The organism is Paenibacillus sp. 2TAB26 (assembly GCF_052115145.1).
Classification (GTDB): domain Bacteria; phylum Bacillota; class Bacilli; order Paenibacillales; family Paenibacillaceae; genus Pristimantibacillus.
The window spans coordinates 149,577-170,987 of record NZ_JBFRGC010000011.1; the positions used below are offsets into that span (position 1 = coordinate 149,577).

The following is a 21,411-nucleotide window of genomic DNA, read 5'->3' on the forward strand; positions in this document are numbered from 1 at the left end:
CAAATCTACTGCAAATCATAATATATCTTCTCCCCGTCTTGATATGCGAAGAATGCTTTATTCAGACTAATCTCACTATCATAGAGATCATTATCCGTTACAAACCAAGTAATAGGGCCAGCACCTTCTTGTTCAACTATCTTACTTGCCAAACTCGCTTTAGCGTCAGATGAAACTAGTACTACTAATGTTGCATCCTTATCAACTGCAGAAATATAGTCAGCGTAAAATTTAGCTTGATAACGTATTGTTTTTAGCCATTTTTCATCTTCTCTATGACAAATCAGATAAAATGGTATCATGTAACCTTTTGGGTTCTTTAGCACGTACTTTGCAGTTGGTACTTGTTGATCCTCCTTAAAACTCAAAGTTGGATGAAATTCAAAATGTACAAGTTCAAAAGAATGACGCAATTGAACGTAGAGTTCATTCGTTGCTATATATCGCTGTCTGTACAGCATTGTTGTTGGTTTTAAACTTCGAGGATCACGATTTCCAAGAAGTGTTCCATATTTATATTTCAGAATATCTGCTCCACTTGCACCTAATTCATAAAAACTCGGTTTATTATCTGTCGGTCTGGAATAACTCGACCATTGTAATTTGCGAATTAACCCGTACTTCAATAATCGATTAACTCGTTTTCTTACTGTACCATATCGCTCAACGTCGAAGAAAAACAATCTTGCAATTTGAGATAGTGTTATCCAACGATGGACATGAAGGAATTTCACAAGTTCTACATCTCGGTCTGTTATCCATCCTTGTTCTATCTTTTGAAGAATATAGTAATAATCATGTTTAGTAAGTTTATCAATTTGTGTTACATAGGCATATGGATCATCCAGAAATTGCTTTTCAGCAACAACTGTATGTTCAGGCTTAATAAGTGGAGATACGAGATTATCCATACTGCATCGGCCATCTCCTTCTTAGATTTCATGAGGGAAATCAATAATTTTTGTTCCTATACGCCTGTTCTTCGGATTCACATTTTTTATTCGAACCGTGCATGTTTTTCCAACCAAAATGCCGTCTTTCGGCATTTTCCGCTCATCAGGATACCAAGCTAATGCTTCGATGCCAGGTGCCAATTTAACGAAGACTCCAACATTATCAACCACACTTGTAATTCGTCCACTATAAAAATTGTCTACACCGAATTTTTCTTGTACGCGATTCCAAGGATCTTCAAGCAGTTCCTTACGTGAAACACGGACTTGTCTCTTAGCCCGGTCAATAAATGTAATCTTAACTGTGAGCTCAGTTCCAAGTGCGACAAGATTCCTCCCAGATACTGTCCAGTCATATTCATAGTCAGGAATTGGTAATACACAGATAACTCCCTTAACTCTGACGTAAAGCCTTTCGTTCTCAAACCCCGATACAACTCCTGTGACCACATGGTCTATATCAGCCGTTTCCCAAAACTCTTCTTGCAATTCCTCAAGTGCTTGTACACGTGAAAGCAGGACAATGCCTTTTTCTTCGTCGAAAACATTTATGTTTGCAGCATCTTTCCCAAGTCTTGTTACATCTAAAACCATAAAATCGACCTTATGGTCGATAAACCCTACAAGTGATCTGTACTTTTGCTTGTCAAATTGAGACTCGTATATCAGTCCTTTCAAACCATTGTTTAGTTCAACAAGGGCAACTTGCATTTTTTGACCGAATGGTGAGTGATTCTCTACTCCAATAATAGTGCCTTGATGAATACTTTTACGGCGGAGAGATGTTTTATATTCAGTAATTGGTTTTACTCCCAGTGCTTCATTCATTTTATTTCCTCCTCGTTTTTATATAAAGATTGTATTTGTTTTCATCGATAAGACTTAATCCTAGGAGACTTACTATTCCATCATTAATATCAGTTACTAATAATGTCTTTTTTTTAAAATGATGATTTATTGTCGAGTCAGCTATATCCGTAATCCATTCAACTTGATAGATTCCCTTTTTTGCAGCTGCTTGCTTAGAAAGGTCAATGGTAATTGTTATATTATGTACTTTCCCGTTATTTCTCCCCGGATCCAAGTCTTTTAGGAGGTTCGCTACCATAGGATTGGTCAAAGACCACTCCGCTAATAAGCTTGGGCTCATTCTTTTCATGTGTCCAACAATGCTCAATAAGGGAACTGAGTCATAGAAATGTAAACATGTATTGTAAAAATGCTCTAAATTCATTACACTGCATGCTGGATGGGTTAGAAAAAAATCTAGCTCCTCGATGATCTTTGCATCTTGTCCCATTAAATACTCCTTTCTGAAGATTAACAGTCGTATATTGATTAATAATCTAATATATATACTAATATACTACTATAGGTCTATAGAAAAAAGATACCCTATTTTACTCTTTTCAAATAAGATGATTTTTCCGGCTTATGCTTATTGGTACTTCTAAGTACTGAATCAAGATTAAGCTCGTTATGAATTTCCAAAACAAAATTGCCTAAGCGATCGTTTGTAACGATAATGTTATATAACTTTCTCTCATAGGTAATTATAGTCTCATGATCATATATTTCTCCATTTTCCACTTGGTCAACAAGATAGCCAAGTATTTCGCGGCCATATTCTACGCCACTATCAACCTCAACCTCTGGATGGTCGTACAAAGATTCAAGGCCTTTAGTTCTATATTTAACGATAAAACCAGTGATAGGATCATTAACCGATACAATTCTTACTTCATCCTCATCTATTAAATTAATTCGGGCCAAACCGTCTGCCACGACATCAAGTTTAAATAGCCGTCCGTTGTAAACCCAAGTGGCTGCAACATTAAAATTCATTTTAAAAATACGATCCAGGATGTCGAGAATCATTTGCTCTCCTTGTTCAAAATCCTGATTAATTATAAGATCAGGATAACCGTAGTAATGCAAACCATTTGTACGGATATAAAGAATTTCCCCATCGTTATCAGTTGTAGTAACTGGCAGGACTGAAGGATCAAAGAACAGATGCATTGTGACTAACTCCTTTCATGTATCTTATAATATTAGTATATACCCCTTTCTCAATTCCTCAAAATTTATTGATTAAATATTAAAAATATATTTGGTAATCACTCAATATCAAATATCAAACACACTGAATATATATCCCAACTATTTGAAAGTCAAGTTATTATAATGTTAAAATACCCTAATTTACATTCATTCAACACAGTATTTTACTCCTTAGGAATGATGAATATTGCAATTACATAAAAATATGTTAAGCTTTGTCAGGATAAATAATAACCACTATCCTTTGCTTATTATCATTTCAATTTGTTCTATCTGATTATCTAACCTTTTGATTGGTCGAACTCAATTAAGGAGCGTTTTATGAAAAATCAAATCGGATTACATCTGGAAAAACTTAGAATTTCCTGCAACTACAGTTTGCGTAAGGCAGCACAATTGAGCGGTTTAAGCCACGGTTATATTCGAGATGTTGAGCTCGGCTCAAACAGGAAGAATGGATCAGAGATAATCCCAATGCCTCAGACACTTCGCAAGTTTGCAGATGCCTATAACACATCTTATGATATACTAATGGCATTAGCAGGTCATACTAATAGTATTATAATTGAGCCATCATTTAAGTTTGTAGAACTTGATCTCTATTCAGTTATCTATGTACAGGTTGATTGCAATAATAAGATAAATTATCATCTCCAAAGCGAAATTATTTCTGAAGTTAAATCCCTTCATGATTACACATTATTAGAAGAGAAATTAGAAAAAAACAAATTCATCAGAGTTCATAGCGGTATTTTTGTAAACTTAAGACACATAAAATCTTTTGATGAAAATCAAGGTCGAATCTATTTTTCTTCTGATGAGCAAGGTAAATCCATTAAACTCAATTGGAGTCGAGCATCAACGTATAGAAAATCAATCATGTCAGCTATAGCAGAAAATAATAACATTCAAATCAACTTGCAACTAATCAAACCACCAATTTTCGCCTTGGTTCGAAGCATCATTTATTGAGCATTTCATATATTTTTGAATTTCATGTTATGAATACTGGAAATTTGGATAAAGTATCTTGTAGGCAACGAATCAAATTTGCTGTTTTCCATATTTTATATGCACGCTTTACTAATGGTCTGTATGTTAATAAATATATATATGTGATACTATACTAATTAACATACCACTTTTTATGAAAGGCGCGATCCAAATGGCTATCGAATTTAACATGAACACAACACTTCAACCTTACTTAAAAGAAATGATAAAAAAGCTTCCAAATGGAGCAAAAATGGTTATGCAGTCACTCTCTAAACAAGATTGGAATAAGGAAGACTTATCATTAAACAGCCAGGTTCGTCGTGGCGAACTAAATTTTGCCGTTTGTTGGCTTGAAGCACTAGGACTAGCACGCTATATTTCATCGGGAAGACAAAAACTCTACACTTTAACCCCTCTAGGACGTATTGCATATCAAGAATTTAATGTTGAGTTCCATGAATTAAAAGAAGAAAGAGAATAAAAAAAAGAGGAGGTTTATTCCTCCTCCTTCTTCTCTTTATTATCTCGTGCTCCTCTTGCTTCCGTCCTCATTCTTTCAGCAAGTTGATGCACAGTCTGATCAACAGTTGCCGGCTGAAATATAATACCATTTTCATTCCCGGCCACTTTGGTTCCGGGAATTTTTTGAATTGTTATTTCTGGTTCGGTCACTTCTAAAGATCCGTCATCTTTGTCCCAAGCTGAACTACGTCGAACAAGCGGTCCTTTCTTCTCCTCTCCTGGCATTCCATAAACTGCGCCATCAGCAACTGCGACATTTGCCGCGGATTCCACTTTATTAGTATTTTTTTGTTCCTTTTTTTCATTAGCATTGTTCTTTATTCGAGTTAAAATATCATTATTTACCTGCGAGTTATTTTTTGTAACTGCGATATTATCTGTAACAATATTATCCTTATTTACAACTTCGAGGTTGGATACCTCCAAATCTTTAATTATTAGAGGAGCGAATAATTTTTTTGATAATGGCAGTACAATTCCAATCACAGGCTCTTGACGTACGTTATTATGGACGCCTCTGAATAAACATTCTCCATAGTCACCATTCTCAGGATTATACCCCTTTAAGTTTGAAATTTGTTTGGGTAAGACAGTGTATCTTTTCTCTTCCTTCAATTGTGTCTTGAATCCCGTTGCTTCCATTTCATCGGTGCCAGTACTTTGACCAATTTTATATTCTTCACCAATCATATCTGCATAATATTTAGCATCTTCAACTTCTAATCCTGCCAGTATGAATTTTTGAACAGCATTCTGCTTAACCATTGTTCCTAGACGTTTACTTACATCCTCTAACTGTACATTACCCTGATGAATTACGTTGACAAAGACCTCAAATTCACGAGCCATTTCCATAAATGTTGAGAATTCTTCATCAGCAAACATTTCAATTTCATCAACCGTTAATTGATGGGGTCTAACTTTATCATTCAAGCTACGTCTAAAAGTACTTGCTCTTAGAAGATTCAAATACAATCTTCCTACTGTATAAGTAAGTGTTTGAAGTGTTCCGTAGGCACCGTTAACCAAAACTACTTCTCCGTTTTCCAAAGCGTCATCTATATTAAATGTAGATGGACCGCAAAATATTTTTTGTATGTGCCTATTGGATGTCAATTCACTTAAATAGTCATATAGATTTGAATATGTTTGCATCGCGTGTTCTTGAGTCTTCTGTGAACCCGCCATATTCCTGGTGTATTCCATAAGCAGCGGCACTAAATTCTCTTTTCCTTTTCCTCTTAAAATAGATAAAACTTCTGCACGATAATCATCATTACTTGGCTGCACTAACCGGTCAAGTTCGTTATACGTTACATCATTTCCAAAAGCAAATTTCAATGATTTGATTCCTACTCGCAATAGATTTGTAGCACGTGATTTAAAGTATTGTACTGCGTCTGGTCCCAAATACCCGTGAAATGCTGATACATTTGCTTCAATCATAGGTTCAATATCTTGATTCTCGGGAACGAATAAAGGATTCAAACAGTCAGTGAATTCACATTCAGGATCAAGTCTGCGGTATGGTCTACCAGTCCTCTCCATAAAATTTGATATACGTTTAATAAGCGATCCTTTTGGTTCAATAATGGTTGACCCTATATAATCATTTAATAAATCCTGTGTTATCAAATTTGTCGCTAATAGTGTTTTACCCGCACCGGTTCCACCAATGAATTGACCATGTTGTGCCCGGTCGGTTCGATTCAAAGTTATGAGTTCACTCTGTCTTTCTTTAGTAGGTACTGTTTGGAAAAGTTCTAATTTACATTCCTCGGAGTAATATCTTAGGTTTGATAAGCAACCTTTTTCATTCAAATCTATCAAGTCTAAGTCGGCTAGTTTAGAATTAACATTTTCATCATCATTACTAACTACAATAGATTCCTGACCTTCAGCCTTTTCAACCATCATATTCAACTTATTCCATACTGTATTCTTAATGCTCATATTTAAAGTGTAATATAAAGTAAGCGCAACAGTGCTTATTAGCATTAAGAATGCTATTGAAACACCATATTTCACAGGAATAAATCGCATAAGAATTTGACCTAATGCCAGTATACTAAACGCATTCAAAAATGTTTGAATAATGGGCTTAGAGTATGTATTTTTGAAAAGTGCTGGAGATGAATATATGATGTGTCCAAGAAAACACGGTATTAACAAAGGGATAGCCCTATAAAACACCGGTTCCCTCAATCCAATGATAACGTCCTGATAACGTCCTACGAGCCATAAAAATAGAAGCATCAACACACACAGAATTGAAAATGCTTGAAGATTCCATATCGTATTCTTGTTTGCTGGATCCATTGAAAATCGACGAATTGCAATGAAGATATTTTTGAAAATGAACGCTATCATATGCCCTATTGCTGATAATATTCCACCTAAAATCATCCCTGCGTACTTCAATTATGTATCACCTCATATTAGTATATTAATAAATATATATATTAGTATATTACAATTAGACTTTCATGTCCTATTAATTAATCAACACCATGTCTAACGACAAGAAAGTCCCCTACAATTTTCAAATAGTTCATTGTAGGGGGAGGATTTCATAACGAGCTCGTCGTTAGACTTTAGACAATCAAAACAACAAACAGAGAGCCCGAACTACCGAGAAAACATGGACCAAAATCCTTTCTTTCTCTTCTCTCTCCCAGCTGTAGATAACCAGAAACGAATGTCATAGCTTAAATCTTGATTATCATTTGCGATTTTTTGAAGTTTAGCTCGAATTGCATTTCTTTCAGAGTCATCATTAGCTGCTTCAAATTTTTCAAATAGATTCACTACATTTTCTTTAATGGTTAATATCTGAAGTTCCCGCTCGGCTTGTTTAAAGTGAGATATCCGATCCTGAGCTGCATTTGCAAACATATTTATTGTGAATGCATGGGCTGGATGTTTTTCCGCTAATATTTTTAATTCCATTTGTAAAGATTCTTTATCATTTATCGAAGTGTTTGAAGAGATTATCTTTTCATAAATCTCAGTTATTTTTGTATTGATAGCATTTATATCCTGGTTTGATTCCATGAGACGATCAGTGGCAACTTTTAATCGATTTTCAATTTCTTCAAAAAACTCTCCGCTCTCGACCATACCTTGGAACTGTTCAAATTGTTCCATTTTTCTCATCAATTTAATAAGTATTTCATTGTCCTGATTTTGAGAATTATTCTTTTTAGTACTTAAAGTGTTTTGACCATAAATGAGCTCCTTTAGTTGCGGTAAAGTATATTCAGATCCTTCACCAGTTAGTCCGTGAATCATTTTCATCTTAAAGACGGAGATATAGTTGTGTTTATAAGTCAGTGCATTTCCCTCTCCATATTCTTCAGGATTGATATATTGCAGTAATACCCGTCTCTTATTCTTTATGACATGTGGTTCTGTTTCAATAATCTCAGCAACTTGACTAGAAATATATAAAGCATCCTTATCCATATCTAGAATACGGTCTGTAAAAAGCCGATCCAACCAACCACGTTTCATATATATTTCAAATAAAATAGAGTTTCCGTCAAAAGCATTAAATAGTGTTTCTCGCATTTCTTCTCTTCTTGCTTCTTCAAACTCTTTTTTGGTCTTAATATCATCCATCTTTTACACTCCTCTATAAAAAAATACCGAAATTAATCTATAGGATCATTTTACCCGACTCCTGCATGAATAAAAAGTGCTAATTCATAGTAATTCAGTATTTTATTTATGCGCATAAAGACGGTTACAAGCAGCATCAATTCGTATTAATACGAGTATATCCGAGTAAATAACTAAGTGAATAAGACTGAGTAACCCGTATTTATACAGACAATGATTGTAACTATATCCAACCATCATTCTAATTATATTACTAAATGATTATAATGATTTTCACTTAACCGAGTTTACACGGATAAACACGGTTTAATCCAGATGCGAATAAGCCTGAATAAACAGTAATTATCCACCTAAAACCATCTATTCCATACTAAATTCTAAATTATATTAAAACCCTATTATAATAATATACGAATACAATTTATATGATATATGATTTTTTGTGAACTTTCATTTCTTCATTTATAAAATTGAGGATTTTGTTAAGAGAAGGAAGGAGAGCTCTGTGAGTGCAAAATATGCTCCGCCATCGGTTCCCAAGTGGCAGCCGCCAACTTCGACGTGAAGCTATGGCTCGTACACCTAGTTGTTCTTCGGAAGCGTTGGTTCAGAACAATCAGTTCGCACTCTTTCGCGTTCCTAGTGTTTAGTGAAAATAAAGTGTTAGACTGAAAAATATCTAGACTACGAAAATAAAGTTCTAGACTGATAAATAAAGTATTAGACTCACAGGGCGCCGCTGAACTAACGGGCAGAAGGAATTATTACCGATGTACATACTTATATTTACCAAACGGGAATGGAAAGGGGCTCTCCCGCGTCATCTTTCGATGACGTTGGGATAGCCCCCTCTGTTTCCAGCCGTGCCGGCTTACTGCTTCAGAAACGCAAACGCCTCCGCATAATCGTCCCATTGCGTTTCCGTCGTATGTTCGGATTGCTTGGCCGTGCGTTTCAGTTGTAGGCGGACAATGGAGCCAGCGGTGACGACCGCCGCGCGCTTCATCCCGACTACTCGAATTATCGACCGGCCAGCCCGGATCGTCGAAATCGTATGGGCGTCTCACTGCAGTAACCTCCGGTCTGAAGGAAATGTATTTTTCCGAATTAGGTCCGCCGGCCGCGCTTTGCAGCTCGGCAATCAGCTCCTCCAGTCCGCAAACCCGCTGCTCCGCCTTCCCCCGAACGCGAAGCTGGACGCTTCCTTGTCGCCATGACGGCCACGAGAACTTTAGTTCAGTAAAGACCAGCGGTAGTCTAGGACTTTATTTTTCACGTCTTTGTCCGCCTGAACCGATGTCTGAAGAAGCCTTCAATTCTCTCGCATCGGCCAACTGCGCGGCGAAGCTGTGGCGCTCAGACGAATAACTAGGTGTCCAGTGAAAATATAGTTTTAGACTGAAATGCCTGATTTAACGCGGTTTATGTATTGAAAATTACCAGACAGTTGGCAGCCCCCAACTTCGCCGTGAAGCTGTAGCTAGTATTCCTAGTCATTTTTTGGGAAGCGCTGGTTCAGCCCAATCAGTTCGCACTCAGCGGGTGCTTTACGTTCCTAGTTATTCGTCTGGAAACCGTCAGTTCGGCGCCATCGATTCGCACGCGACGGCCAGCTACGCGGTGAAGATGTGACTCAAGATCCTAGTTATTCTTAAGAAAGCGTCGGTTCAGCCCGATCAGTTCGCTTCTTATACAAAAAAAACGAGCATTAATTTCTTAATGCTCGTTTCATGATTATTTATACGAATTTAATACATCATCACCGAAATTTTTACCTGCTTTTCTTGGACCCTTTGGGGTGGTTTCTTTGCTAAATTGACTCGTGTTCTCGTAAGGTAGATTACTTTCTTGCTTTTTTGTCTCTTCTTTTACGTTGTCCCTATGTTGGCTAATTACTTCTTCAGAAGCTGTTAAAGTACTAGCAGCAGGATCAATATTCTGGAAGTTGGGCTTTGAACTATCGTACAAATTCGGATATGAATGATTAGGTATTATCATTTGTTCTTTCATAGACTGAATATTACGTTTAGTAGGGATGAAGTGTTGAAGATTGCGTAATCCGTTCTCAGCAATCTCTTTTTCTATCAAATAACGAATTGAATCACTATAAATCCCTTGCATATTGAGCCATTGAAATATTAATGGATCCTCATCCTTTTTCATTTTTAATACATATGGTTTACCAGGTACCGCATCGGTTGGTTTCAAGCTTTCTCACCACCTTGCATTATACTTCTATTCACTTTTATTCACCGGCAACAGCAACACGTTTAACGGTTTCCATATATACTTCTTTTAATTTTGCGTAGAGGGGACTACGTACAAACCAATCTAATCCCTCAGCATTTAAGGTTACGGCATATCTTGCAGGTACATAGAAGAGTTGAATTCGGTTATTATCTGCTAGCGTTTTGAGTCTCGGTAGAATACTTTCTCTCATAAGAATGCTTCCACCGCCGTACACAACAATAATATCTATTTCATTTGCTCCAATTTTTAAAACCTGATCGCTAATATGCTGCATTATCTGATTTACTTGATTGTCCAAATGTGGTCTAAAGGCCTGTTTTGCTTCTTGAAGGAATTTATGTTTCCGTCCACTGAATTCACTTATTAATATATCGCTATACTGTTGGCGTGAAATTGAGTTAAATGCATGCGGAGCAAGCTCAAGCAAATCGTCTACTGCTTCTACTATAGCGTGGCCAACACCATGATTGACACCATGGCAAAAGTCCTTGTCAACTGCATCCCCAATTGTATATGGGAAATCTGAAGTACCATCACCAAGATCTGTATGTAGAATATTTTTTCCCTCTAAATAACTTCCGTCAATTTCCCCTAGCTGATATTCAGCCGCAAAATCATCAAAAAGTCCTGGAAAAGATTCATTCTCTTTAAAATTTTCACTTATTTTAGGATCGGAATCGTTTTTATAAATGTCTGTTCTCCAATTACTTTCATGATCCATCTGCAGTGCAAAGACAGGAGGTGTACCCTCTTGTAGTACTTGAACATAATCAAATTCTACCTTTACATCCACTTTCTTGGTCAATCCCAGATGAACGGTAACGTTATGAGTACCGTTCATAAATTTTTTCTGAAGTGTTTCTACGTTTCTAGGTGTGTGTTGTTTAACAGGCATTGCTATTGCTTGGTCGCAAATTACAGAAATAGATTCTGGCAAGCTACCATCCTTATATGCTTTTTCAACTGCACGAGCAGCAATTGTTCCGAGTGTATTTATATAAGGCACCAATTGATCCGATTTTGCGTTGTTTCCTTTTACATAAAGACCTGTAACATTCTCCTTTTCAGTCTTTAATGCATGTCGGCCAATAAGATATGTACCCGTAGGAACAGCGGAAGAAATAATTGAAACAACTAAGTTATCATAAATATTCTTAAGATTTTTTGGTACATCTGTTTCATCATCTGACCATGGGATAGATACAGCGCTAGCATAGACATTTGGCTGGGCAATCAATTTTCCGTCGATATAAATAGCTTGTTCGCTATTCCCGATATCGTTTCCTACAGTAAAATTTAGTTTCATTGTCGTTCCTCCCAATATATTCTATCAACCTAACAAGATTGTATTCTCTTTTATAACACTAGTCAAATGAAATCTCAATATTATTAATCCATTATTATAATCTTATTATAATAACATCATAATGATAGGGCGTGTATAAAGGTGGATGTAATCGAATTTACTCAGATTAATACTAATCATATTAGAACGGTATTAATATGTTGTGTAATCCGAATAAAGATGAATATAAACATCCTTATTCATATAAAACCATCTCGTTACTCAAATTTATCATCTTAGTAGGGAAGAGCCAAATCATAATACTGAAATTGTTGATTGATCTTGTACTTGTATTTGTATTACTATTTGGCTATTGATTGATCTGCAGCTTGAAGATCCTTCAATCTCTTGTATCAAAGATTAGAGGGGGGGCGAAATAGGATTTTTTTTTGTTTTCAGAATCTATACATCATGCTAGTTGTAGGTTATTATCTGTTTGTACATCGTACTTTTAATGAATTGAACATCGTGATACCAAAGAGCTCTATACCAAGTTGTATATCATATTGATCATTGGGCTTTTCATTGAACGGTGATTTTCACCCAAAGTCGGTCGAATAGCGCAGTAACTCTACAAATCTAACATTGATGAAAACGCGACTAACACCGAAATCACCTTTCATGCAATCAACCCCAGCCCACTCATGGATCAAGAAAGGAGTTGTTATCGGTGAAGGAACTAGAAGGGGGAGTACGGGGCACTCACACAGCTATTGAGGATGTCAGTAAACGAAAAATACGATCAACTGGGGACGTTATTGCAGGTTTAGGTAGCAGAGATTGGCGCATCCTCATTGATTTATATTTATGTCGCTTGATGCCTCAAACAGTGGCAGTGGACATGTTTTTTTTAGACAGCCCTGAACAACACTATACGGAGTATAATTCTGTTGATATGAATATGAGAGCCAAGTTGAATGATAAAAATCAGCAGAGAGCTCTAATTAAAGCACGTAGAAATTTTCAAATATTACGAAATGGAGGCTTAATAGAGTCTACAAATATGATTCCTGATGAAACCGACAAGCCAGTTCATAGGCGAGGACGAATCAAAGGAGAAACGTGGTATTATCTGACGGCAAGAGGACTGCGTGTCGTAGAAATCAGAATCGGTGTATTGGAGGAGTCCAAACTATCTAAGCTTGAACTAGACATGGAGAGAGCTAAGAAAGAACACTTCTGGGAGCTGGGTAAAGTATATTTAGACCTTAGGTACAACTGGATGGTTAAGTTCCCTGAGATTAATCAATTCCGTGATTGGGATTGGCACCCTGCGTTTTCTGTATACTCCGATAATGAAACCATGTCAGTTCGACCTGATGCTGTCCTTCGAATAGGAGAGCAGGTTTTTTATGTGGAATTAGATCGATCAACTGAGCCCGTTCAACGATCCCCATTTCATACCGACCAGGTCTCTATTGAGAAAAAGTTGGAAAGATATAGAGACGTCCTTAAATTGTCATCAAATACAATACAACGAAATGGAATCATCGCATTTATACTTCCCGAGGCAGTCTACAAAACGAGGATTGAGAATATTAAAATGGCAGCTTCACTTGTATTTCCTAATAATGAGCAACTTGTTCTTGTAGGCAAGAATATAAAAGATATTATTATGTCAGTTCCTTAAAATCATATTTATTTGATGTGTTTAAATATAGACAATCATAATGTCCTTTATTTCAACACCAACTAAACAGTTTTTACCAATAGCTGTATACTAATTAATATACCGATGTGATATTATGTTTATTGAATACCAAGAGGGGGGACTCGAAACCTGAATATGCTAGTTGGTTATTTAAGCTACAAAAACTATTTTCTCAAAATGCCATTCCGAACTATTCATATGAATCTACACCTAAAATGATCTTTAATATCATACGAAATTAGCTGTATATAAATATATTAATAAACTAATATACTAACTAATATACAACTATGGTTTTTCAAAGGAGGTGAACCCTTGAGCAAAAACAAAAAAATAATTCTAGCATCTATTGGAATATTGGCCGCCTTAATCGGATCCGTTCTACTCTTACGCAAACCAGTGGAGGTAGCAATTGTAACTGAGCCAACGAATCAGATTGAAAAGTCGGATGTTCCGGATATTCCTCCTCCAAAAGATTTGGATAAAACACACGAGAAAATAGTATCGCTAGTGAATGACGTAGGTGTAGAAATTGGAAAGCAAGCACCTACGCTTTGGCAGCGCATAGTAGATGCATGGGTATGGTTTGAAGTTTTTCCAGCCAGATACGCTGTCATACTTCTCGTCGTAGCTGTATTGATCATTGGATTAATAACAGGAGGTAAAAACAAAAGAAGTCAACAAGGGAGGTGATAATCGTTGCGTATGTTCAAAAAGAAGGATAAGAATACTGATGTTGAACTTGAAGAAGCGGTTTCAATAGACAAACCGGAGGTTAAAAAGAAATCTGACAAATCTATTAAACCGAAATCACCTAAGTCAATGGCAGGAAAAAAAGTGCTCCGTACAGTTATCTGGATTGCTGCAGGATTAATCTTCCTAAAGGGAACAATCGCATGGACACAAGGAACCCGAGTGATTAACGAGACTAATGTTTATGGCTCAAATGAATCAATTGTCTCAGATTCTGTGAAAGGATTCGCAACTGACTTCGCGACTGAATACTTCAACTGGGATGCAAACTTTACAGCTGATCGAAACAAGCGTATCGAAAAATTCATTAAAGGTATCGAATCCGATATGGGCCTCAAGTCATTAGAGGTGAAAAGTTCCAGTAAAGTATCTTCTGCGGAAGTGTACGGTTCAAATGTACTTGATGAAAAGCACATTGATATAACCGTAGTGGTGTGGCGAACTGTATCTCAATTGCCTAATCAAATAGAAGAAGCTAAGGGGACAGCAGAAACACCTAAACCAGTTTTGAAAAAAGCATACATGGTCGTACCCATTACGTTGGCAAAAGAAGGTCCTGTGATTGAATCATATCCCCGCTTCGTATCCGAACAAGAAAAAGGGATTACAGTGGATCAGAGCCAACTGGTTTTAATTGGGGAGAGCAGCTTAATTGAGAAAGGTACCGAATTAGCTGATAGCTATTTGCGATCATGGTATGAAGGAAACGTCTCTCAACTGAAATACTTCTATGCTGACAATGTAAAGTCGCCTACTTCATTACGAAAGTCTGAATTCAACTACGATAGTATGAAAAAAGTAGCAGTTTTCAAGGTCCCTGATAATGGAGGAACTAATACATCCGAAGTCTATCAAATCAAAGCTGACGTAATTGTGAAGAGCGATCTTGAGGAACCATTTAGTAACTCTTGGTCCTTAAGTGTTATTGAAAAGGATGGGAAGCTATTCGTCCTCTCAAATGGTATGCCTCAATACGAATCATCGAGTAATACAAATCCAATATCTACAAATGATCAAGTACCCGCTTCAAGCATGCCAGATAATGATGCTAATGTTCCTTCAATAACCGATGCGGTCAATAATGATCCTATCGAAAGTGAAATACCATAATTTAATTATTGAGAGTGAGAGGGGATTTAACTATGAAATTTAATCGCGAATTGTTTCTTAAAGTTATTCTTACGTCTATTGCTTTGTTTACTATTGCTTCACCAATTTTTGCATCGGGGGTCGGCGAAAAAGTCGGTGGCTCCGTAGAAAGAAATGTTAACGCACTTATCCCTGGTGCTCTACTGCTGATTTCTATTTATTTCATATTTGTACGTGACTGGATGAAGTTTATCAGTTTTATTGCGATTACAATTCTAGTTGCAGTCTTTACAAATTGGACTTGGGTAAAGGCAATTGCTTCTAAAGCTTACAATGCGTTTTTGGCATAACCGATGAACGACAAACCCGAAACTCCACGCGTTACGGTTGCTAATTACACAAAGATTTGGAATCTAGATTGGGTAATATATGCACTAGAGGGAAAGAAACTTCCGATACCAGCGAATCTCCGTGTCGTTGGAATTTTCGTAGTATGCGAGATTGTCTTCCTATTTCTGGGAAAAACAATTCTATTCTTTCTACCTGGTGCTTATACGGGACTGTTCTTACCGGTACTGGCGACATGGTTGATTGCAAAACAAAAGTTGGATGGTAAAGCCCCGCATCTCTGGCTTTTAGGTATGGTTTATTTTTGGTTAAGAAACAAACGGCTTCACCGGTATAGAAAAATAGAGCATAACAAGCGATATGGCTACGAGAGTAAAGTGGTCTATCGAATACGTAGAGAGCGTGGTTAACACGCTCTCTTTTCAAAAGGAGGATTTCACACTTGGCTCTACCAAAAAAGAAAACCAGCAAGGTCAATATTGAATTCCCTATTTCTTATTTTGAAAATAATTTGATATTTAATCATGACAAGACTGTATCAGCCATTTATGAGATTGACTCATTTGTATATGACCATCTTAGTGACCAGCAACAGATTGATCGGTTAATATCTCAAACTTCGTTTTTGGCATTAATGACAGATAGCTTCCATATTCTATGGCTGCCACGTACGCATGACATTAATGACCACCATGCACGATTACAAGAACGACTCCACGGCCCTATGAAAAAGTGGGGAAAGAAAATGATTAATTCCATGAATGATTATCTGAATGAGAATTACTCCTCACAGAGTGGGACGAACAATGCTGACTATATGGCATACATTGCTGTATACCTACCAAAAAATGATGCAAAAGATATAGTAGAGCATATTGAAAATGCTGCTACCGAATTAAAGAAATTATTCCTTCATCCGAAAAGATTAATAGAGAATTTAACCGGCCTGAACGAACCCGAAATATTTGAACATGAATTTAAGTCCTATCAGATCAAAGAGCAACAAATATTTGATCGCCTTAGCCGTAAAATGAAAATTAAGCGCGGGTCCCATGAAACGATTGAATGGTTGATAAAGCGAAATTTCTGGTGGGGCATTGCAGATCCAACACTACGCTCTGTTGACAATGATGGATGGAACCCAAAGAAGTCCAAAGGAATTCGAGGTGGACTGAACACGTTCCTATATGACTCACGTCAGGTACTCACCCTTACAGAGAGTGATATCGATGCTTCAAGCCCACGCAGGATAAAGATAACTCAACCACATGATGGCAAAGATAAGCATGTATACCATGCCTATTTAACCTTATCAGAACTTCCAGAGTCTATGGAAATGCCCGGAAGTGAATGGCTCTATAGCGCAGCGACATTACCATTCCCCGTTCAAATGAGCGTCAAAGTTGAAGTTCTTGAAGCTAGGGATGCATTAAAGAAGCTCAGCAAAAAGAAAATGGATATTGATAATCAGGTGAAGAACATCCATGAAGCGGGCGCAGCTGTTCCAATCGACTTGCAGGAAAAGCAGGACAGAGCACTATACCTTGAGGATGAGTATAAAAAGCGTAAGAATCCTACTTTCCTCACACATGTGACCTTTGGAATTTATAATACTGACTTAAACATGCTCAAAAGCAATGTAAAGATCATTCAAGATCATTACCGAGATTTCGGCAACATCCACGTAGAACTGCCGGCAGGTGATCAATGGTTACTTTTCAATGATTTTATCCCGGGGTCCCCAAGATATGTATCTGATTACATACAAAGGATTCCGCCAGAGACTTTAGCAGCTGGTATGATTGGTGCCACCCAGGAGCTTGGGGACGGTGTTGGTCTCTATATTGGCACTACTGGCTCCTTGGAGCGTCCAGTATATGTAGATCTTCGGCATGCTAGTCAGATAAACAGATCACCGTCAATTAGTGAACACGGAACATTAGGTGGTGGTAAATCAGTACTCCTAAACCTATTAAGTTATCAAAATGCTGTACAAGGTGGAAAAACCCTTCTCTTTGACCCGAAAATGGAACGTTCACACTGGCCTGATGCATTACCTGAGCTCGAAGGACAAATTCAAGTTGCAACACTGTCTTCTGACCCCGAGGACGAAGGGAAGTTAGATCCTTTCCTAATGCTGTCTAACATCGAAGACGCAAAAGAAGCGGCTATGGATACTTTATCCTATCTTGCATCAGTGAAGACTAACTCAATTGAGTATTCCTACATTTCCCAGGCAGTAATGGATACTGCAAGCCAACCAGCACCTTACTTGGCTAAGTGTATAGACTTCCTCGCCGAAATTGGAAAGACTCGACCACCTGCAGCTGTTATCGCAGAAGTTTTAAATAGTTATAAAAATCTATCATTTGCAAAGTTGCTTTTCGGTAACGGTGAACAAAAGACAATTAACATGGATTACGCATTAAATATTCTTCAAATCCAAAATTTGAAGATGCCAGCCGTTGAAAAGTTACCTGAGAACTATTCACTTGCTGAGAAAATGTCTGTCGCAACCATGTACTCCATTGGTCGATTTATGGATAGATTTATCTACTTTGACCGAGGAATTTTCACACTCGCAGCAATGGATGAGGCATGGGCTATTATCAGGACACAAATAGGTAAAGAAATGGCAGAAAAGGTCATTCGTACTGGACGTTCTCTGAATGGTGGCCTTCTGGTTGCCTCGCAGAATGCTACTGACTACTCGGGTGATTTGGCTGGTAACATCGGCATGAAATTTGCTTTCCGAGATGCAGATACGAAGAAAGTAAAAGACACTCTTTCCTATTTTGGTCTCGAACATACACAAGAGAACATGGATATGATTAAAAACCTAGAAAATGGTCAGTGTTTAATGCAAGATATTTATGGTCGAGTAGGTGTTCTTACTGTTGATGTGGTCTTCCAACATCTGTTTGATTGCTTCGATACTCGACCAACAGAGGCTAACGATGATACCGAAATTGAAACAGAAGAGGAATCCGATTTCTCTGTATTACAACGATTCTCTAGATATAATCAGGAAGTGGCCGCCATGTTGGAGGAGGATGATGATCTTGATTCGGAAGATGACTAGGACTAAACTTCCGTCTATGCAAGCCATCGTTATTCTTGCAATTCTGTTTTCTATTTTCTTTATTTCTTTACCGGCTCCCGTGATACACGCTAACTCGGTAGATAATATGATACCTAGCTGTCCAAAGGGTGATCCTGCATGTAAGAACCAAGCATCCGCGCTTTATAACAAGTACGGGGTTTCTAAATATGCTTTTCAAACATTGACCGACAAACGCTCAGTTTGGAATGTCGGCGCTAAGGCCGCTGATACCATAAATTCCATTTACGATCACTCTCTGAGCACAGTATTCCTTATTGGGGTGCAGATCACCCGCTTCTTTAATTTTATCGTACGTGAAGCCTTTACGTTTGGCTTTATGAACACATTAATAGATGGTATTTCGGAAATGATTGGAAATCTCACTGGCGTAAGCAACGGTTCAATGGGAAAAGGTCTATGGGACAGCATGTTCGGTATATTCGCTGGCGCAACGCTGCTTTATATGCTTTGGCAAATGATTCGTTTTCGCTTCTTGGAGACCTTTCAAACTGCCATATCATTCATACTGGCATTAGTTATTGCTCTAAGTTTCTTCTCTCAAGCCGGCACAGTATTAAAATTTATCAATAATGCCGCTACCGAGCTTGGAGATACCATATATACCGCTCTTGCTGTGCCAGGAGGGCTCAGTGGAAATACATCTGACGGAATAACAGCTGTATCTAATCAAGTATGGATGGAACTCGTAATAAAGCCCTACAGCATGCTTCAATATGATGATTCTTCTGCATATGAGAAGACTCCAGCAATCATTGATTCGGTTCTTAAAACTGATCCCTATTCTGACGAAAGAATAAAGGCTTTGGAAAAGGCAAAAACCACATATCCGGCTGTTGCCAAAATCCGCTCTGATGAACAAATGCTTATTCTTCTCTGTAATGCTGTTTTCGGTTTAATTATCATAGGATTTCTTAGTTTTTGGTCTCTCGCTTCCATCTATGCTCGCCTAAAACTGTTGCTACATGCTGTTTTCATGGCAATTACTTTATTAGCTTCGCTACTGCCTGGTCGCGAGGCGAGTTTATCAGTCGTGCGTAGTCAATTTATAAAGTTAATTGGATTATCACTAACAACTACAGTTACGTTCTTCTTCTTGGACTTATCCATCGTGATGGGCCATATGGCTTTCAACGTTGTCTATAACTCAGGAGCTGGTTGGTTTGTTGCAATGCTTGTAGATGCTATTATGATTTTCGTTGTATTTAAGTATAGAAACGAAATTGGTAATGTGTTCACTAAAGCAGTAGGGGCAGTCCCAATGCAACAAAAGGCAAAATCAACCTTATTGGATGCTGTACAAAGAAACGTAACACGCTCCATCTATAAGAAAGCTGGCGGGGCCGTTAGTGGATTGTTTAACCGGAAAGAACATGAGGGTGTCCCTAGTAAATTCAATCCGAACTCCATTCACAAAGCTGGCGATAACCTTAATGATGCAACAACTGCAAGCATGCAGCTCCGCTTTCAAAGAGAGAAAACTGCTGCAGAAGATCATGCAAATGAATCTGGGCAGCCTGTTCAGTACACTCCATTTGTCAAACGCGTAAATGATAACATGCTAAACGGGACAAAAAACCCTTTTCGTGGCATGGACAAAGAGTGGAAAGAAGAAAAAACGCGGCTTAAAGAAATTAAAGATGATGGTGGGGATGTAAAACAAGCGATTCTTACACAAGGCGTAAATGAGGGAATGAACGACCAACAAGTAGCCTCCACCATGTACACCAACGAAAACGCGATACGCCAAGCATCCATGTATATGATTGATCGTCCAAAGAAAGCTGTAAATCAAATCAAGCGTGCCGGAACTTTAAATAAGAACCGGAAGTTAGAAACTACAGTTGATGATTTCTGTATGATCGAGCTCTTCCAACGTTATAAGGTGGAGTATAAACAGGCAATGGACACTTCTAATGTAACCGGCGAACCTGTCAAACACACTGATTTCGTGAATAAAATGGATACCCGCTTCAAAAATTCAGGTCTAAATACGACTCAAAAAGTAAACAAATTTATGCTCTCGCGTAAAGGCCGTATCGCTGCTGCACCAGCTTTCCAAAACATGCCTGAGTTTACACAGAAGCGGGACGATCTTCTCCGGGCAAACGAAGCATTTTTGAAGGCAACTGCTCCACAGGAAGGTGTTCCTATGCCTATTACTGAGCTCAAACGAGCTCCACTTAGTAATGGAGCTGCTGCTAGATTAATGCCTGCTATGCCTAATGCGAGATCACCACGTGAGTTACAACTCTCTAATCCTGGAGGAGTACCAACAGTAGTGAAACAAGATATTCCGATTACCGTCCTTGCGAATGGTAAGGTTCAAGCATCAGTGGATATGACAAGAGTCAGACTACCAGAAAATCTCAAAAAAAGCATGAGCGATGCAACAGCGGGACTAGCACGCACTGTTGCTGCACTCGAACCCGGTGAGAAGTTTCAGATTGATACGGTGGCTAAGACAGCCGTTCTTATTAACATGAAAGAAAAGGTGTCGGCCAAGATGTCCTCTGACCTGAACTCTGTGAGTAAAGAGCTTGAAGTTATGCGTCGTGCAAATGGTACAAAACTGACCGAAGCTACAGTGAACCATAAGCACAAAGAAATCGAATTTAAAGTTGCTAAAAATGCTCAAACAACGCGTATGCCCAAATCAAGGAAACGTGTAGAGAACAATAGCAGCAGTTAGGAGGAA

Annotated in this window: 18 protein-coding genes; 9 read left to right on the plus strand and 9 right to left on the minus strand. The window is 37.9% G+C overall.

Annotated features, from left to right (window positions below):
• Nucleotides 1-5: 5 nt before the first annotated feature.
• From AB4Z50_RS14770 to AB4Z50_RS14785, 4 genes are all read right to left on the minus strand, one after another.
• Nucleotides 6-911 carry a replication-relaxation family protein gene (locus tag AB4Z50_RS14770; protein ID WP_441880103.1) on the minus strand — a complete coding sequence of 302 codons (906 nt, stop codon included), beginning with the start codon at nt 909-911 and terminating at the stop codon, nt 6-8.
• A 21-nt stretch (nt 912-932) separates the two neighbouring features.
• Nucleotides 933-1,781, minus strand: coding sequence for a S1 RNA-binding domain-containing protein (locus AB4Z50_RS14775; protein WP_441880105.1), 849 nt, complete (start codon nt 1,779-1,781; stop codon nt 933-935).
• A gap of 1 nt (nt 1,782) precedes the next feature.
• Nucleotides 1,783-2,253, minus strand: coding sequence for a hypothetical protein (locus AB4Z50_RS14780; protein WP_441880107.1), 471 nt, complete (start codon nt 2,251-2,253; stop codon nt 1,783-1,785).
• A gap of 95 nt (nt 2,254-2,348) precedes the next feature.
• The gene (locus AB4Z50_RS14785) at nt 2,349-2,975 is read right to left on the minus strand and encodes a hypothetical protein (protein WP_441880108.1); all 627 of its coding nucleotides are present in this window, start codon (nt 2,973-2,975) and stop codon (nt 2,349-2,351) included.
• Between the two features lie 363 nt (nt 2,976-3,338).
• Between AB4Z50_RS14785 and AB4Z50_RS14790 the strand changes: the two genes are divergently transcribed.
• Nucleotides 3,339-3,989, plus strand: a complete 651-nt coding sequence (locus AB4Z50_RS14790; RefSeq protein WP_441880110.1) for a LytTR family transcriptional regulator DNA-binding domain-containing protein — start codon at nt 3,339-3,341, stop codon at nt 3,987-3,989.
• A 193-nt stretch (nt 3,990-4,182) separates the two neighbouring features.
• Nucleotides 4,183-4,494 (plus strand): hypothetical protein, encoded by a 312-nt coding sequence (locus AB4Z50_RS14795; protein WP_441880112.1) that lies wholly within the window; start codon nt 4,183-4,185, stop codon nt 4,492-4,494.
• Nucleotides 4,495-4,508: 14 nt separating this feature from the next.
• Here AB4Z50_RS14795 and AB4Z50_RS14800 read toward each other — a convergent pair whose 3' ends face one another.
• The 5 genes from AB4Z50_RS14800 to AB4Z50_RS14820 form a co-directional block, all read right to left on the minus strand.
• Nucleotides 4,509-6,956: a type IV secretory system conjugative DNA transfer family protein gene (locus AB4Z50_RS14800; protein ID WP_441880114.1), complete on the minus strand. Its 2,448-nt coding sequence runs from the start codon at nt 6,954-6,956 to the stop codon at nt 4,509-4,511.
• Between the two features lie 207 nt (nt 6,957-7,163).
• Complete coding sequence (locus AB4Z50_RS14805; RefSeq protein WP_441880116.1) at nt 7,164-8,156, minus strand: hypothetical protein; 993 nt, start codon at nt 8,154-8,156, stop codon at nt 7,164-7,166.
• Between the two features lie 764 nt (nt 8,157-8,920).
• Entirely contained in the window at nt 8,921-9,223 is a 303-nt protein-coding gene (locus AB4Z50_RS14810; protein WP_441880118.1) for a hypothetical protein, read from the minus strand.
• 667 nt (nt 9,224-9,890) lie between these two features.
• Nucleotides 9,891-10,364 carry a hypothetical protein gene (locus tag AB4Z50_RS14815; RefSeq protein ID WP_441880119.1) on the minus strand — a complete coding sequence of 158 codons (474 nt, stop codon included), beginning with the start codon at nt 10,362-10,364 and terminating at the stop codon, nt 9,891-9,893.
• A gap of 37 nt (nt 10,365-10,401) precedes the next feature.
• Nucleotides 10,402-11,712, minus strand: coding sequence for a ParM/StbA family protein (locus AB4Z50_RS14820; protein WP_441880121.1), 1,311 nt, complete (start codon nt 11,710-11,712; stop codon nt 10,402-10,404).
• 709 nt (nt 11,713-12,421) lie between these two features.
• Between AB4Z50_RS14820 and AB4Z50_RS14825 the strand changes: the two genes are divergently transcribed.
• From AB4Z50_RS14825 to AB4Z50_RS14855, 7 genes are all read left to right on the plus strand, one after another.
• Nucleotides 12,422-13,381: a replication-relaxation family protein gene (locus tag AB4Z50_RS14825; RefSeq protein ID WP_441880123.1), complete on the plus strand. Its 960-nt coding sequence runs from the start codon at nt 12,422-12,424 to the stop codon at nt 13,379-13,381.
• A 336-nt stretch (nt 13,382-13,717) separates the two neighbouring features.
• Entirely contained in the window at nt 13,718-14,095 is a 378-nt protein-coding gene (locus tag AB4Z50_RS14830; RefSeq protein WP_441880125.1) for a hypothetical protein, read from the plus strand.
• Nucleotides 14,096-14,107: 12 nt separating this feature from the next.
• A complete protein-coding gene (locus AB4Z50_RS14835; protein ID WP_441880234.1) occupies nt 14,108-15,265 on the plus strand; it encodes a conjugal transfer protein in 1,158 nt (385 codons plus the stop codon).
• A gap of 32 nt (nt 15,266-15,297) precedes the next feature.
• Nucleotides 15,298-15,594: a hypothetical protein gene (locus tag AB4Z50_RS14840; protein ID WP_441880127.1), complete on the plus strand. Its 297-nt coding sequence runs from the start codon at nt 15,298-15,300 to the stop codon at nt 15,592-15,594.
• Between the two features lie 3 nt (nt 15,595-15,597).
• A complete protein-coding gene (locus tag AB4Z50_RS14845) occupies nt 15,598-16,002 on the plus strand; it encodes a TcpE family conjugal transfer membrane protein (RefSeq protein ID WP_441880129.1) in 405 nt (134 codons plus the stop codon).
• Between the two features lie 32 nt (nt 16,003-16,034).
• On the plus strand, nt 16,035-18,674 hold the full coding sequence (locus AB4Z50_RS14850) for an ATP-binding protein (protein WP_441880131.1): 2,640 nt from the start codon (nt 16,035-16,037) through the stop codon (nt 18,672-18,674).
• Nucleotides 18,655-21,405, plus strand: coding sequence for a CD3337/EF1877 family mobilome membrane protein (locus tag AB4Z50_RS14855; protein ID WP_441880133.1), 2,751 nt, complete (start codon nt 18,655-18,657; stop codon nt 21,403-21,405). The genes AB4Z50_RS14850 and AB4Z50_RS14855 overlap by 20 nt, the downstream gene beginning before the upstream one ends.
• Nucleotides 21,406-21,411 lie beyond the last annotated feature (6 nt).

Bases quoted from the DNA above. Each gene is read 5' to 3' on its own strand.
- AB4Z50_RS14770 (WP_441880103.1), bottom strand. From the start codon at position 911: ATGGATAATCTCGTATCTCCACTTATTAAGCCTGAACATACAGTTGTT.
- AB4Z50_RS14775 (WP_441880105.1), bottom strand. From the start codon at position 1,781: ATGAATGAAGCACTGGGAGTAAAACCAATTACTGAATATAAAACATCT.
- AB4Z50_RS14780 (WP_441880107.1), bottom strand. From the start codon at position 2,253: ATGGGACAAGATGCAAAGATCATCGAGGAGCTAGATTTTTTTCTAACC.
- AB4Z50_RS14785 (WP_441880108.1), bottom strand. From the start codon at position 2,975: ATGCATCTGTTCTTTGATCCTTCAGTCCTGCCAGTTACTACAACTGAT.
- AB4Z50_RS14790 (WP_441880110.1), top strand. From the start codon at position 3,339: ATGAAAAATCAAATCGGATTACATCTGGAAAAACTTAGAATTTCCTGC.
- AB4Z50_RS14795 (WP_441880112.1), top strand. From the start codon at position 4,183: ATGGCTATCGAATTTAACATGAACACAACACTTCAACCTTACTTAAAA.
- AB4Z50_RS14805 (WP_441880116.1), bottom strand. From the start codon at position 8,156: ATGGATGATATTAAGACCAAAAAAGAGTTTGAAGAAGCAAGAAGAGAA.
- AB4Z50_RS14820 (WP_441880121.1), bottom strand. From the start codon at position 11,712: ATGAAACTAAATTTTACTGTAGGAAACGATATCGGGAATAGCGAACAA.
- AB4Z50_RS14835 (WP_441880234.1), top strand. From the start codon at position 14,108: ATGTTCAAAAAGAAGGATAAGAATACTGATGTTGAACTTGAAGAAGCG.
- AB4Z50_RS14840 (WP_441880127.1), top strand. From the start codon at position 15,298: ATGAAATTTAATCGCGAATTGTTTCTTAAAGTTATTCTTACGTCTATT.
- AB4Z50_RS14845 (WP_441880129.1), top strand. From the start codon at position 15,598: ATGAACGACAAACCCGAAACTCCACGCGTTACGGTTGCTAATTACACA.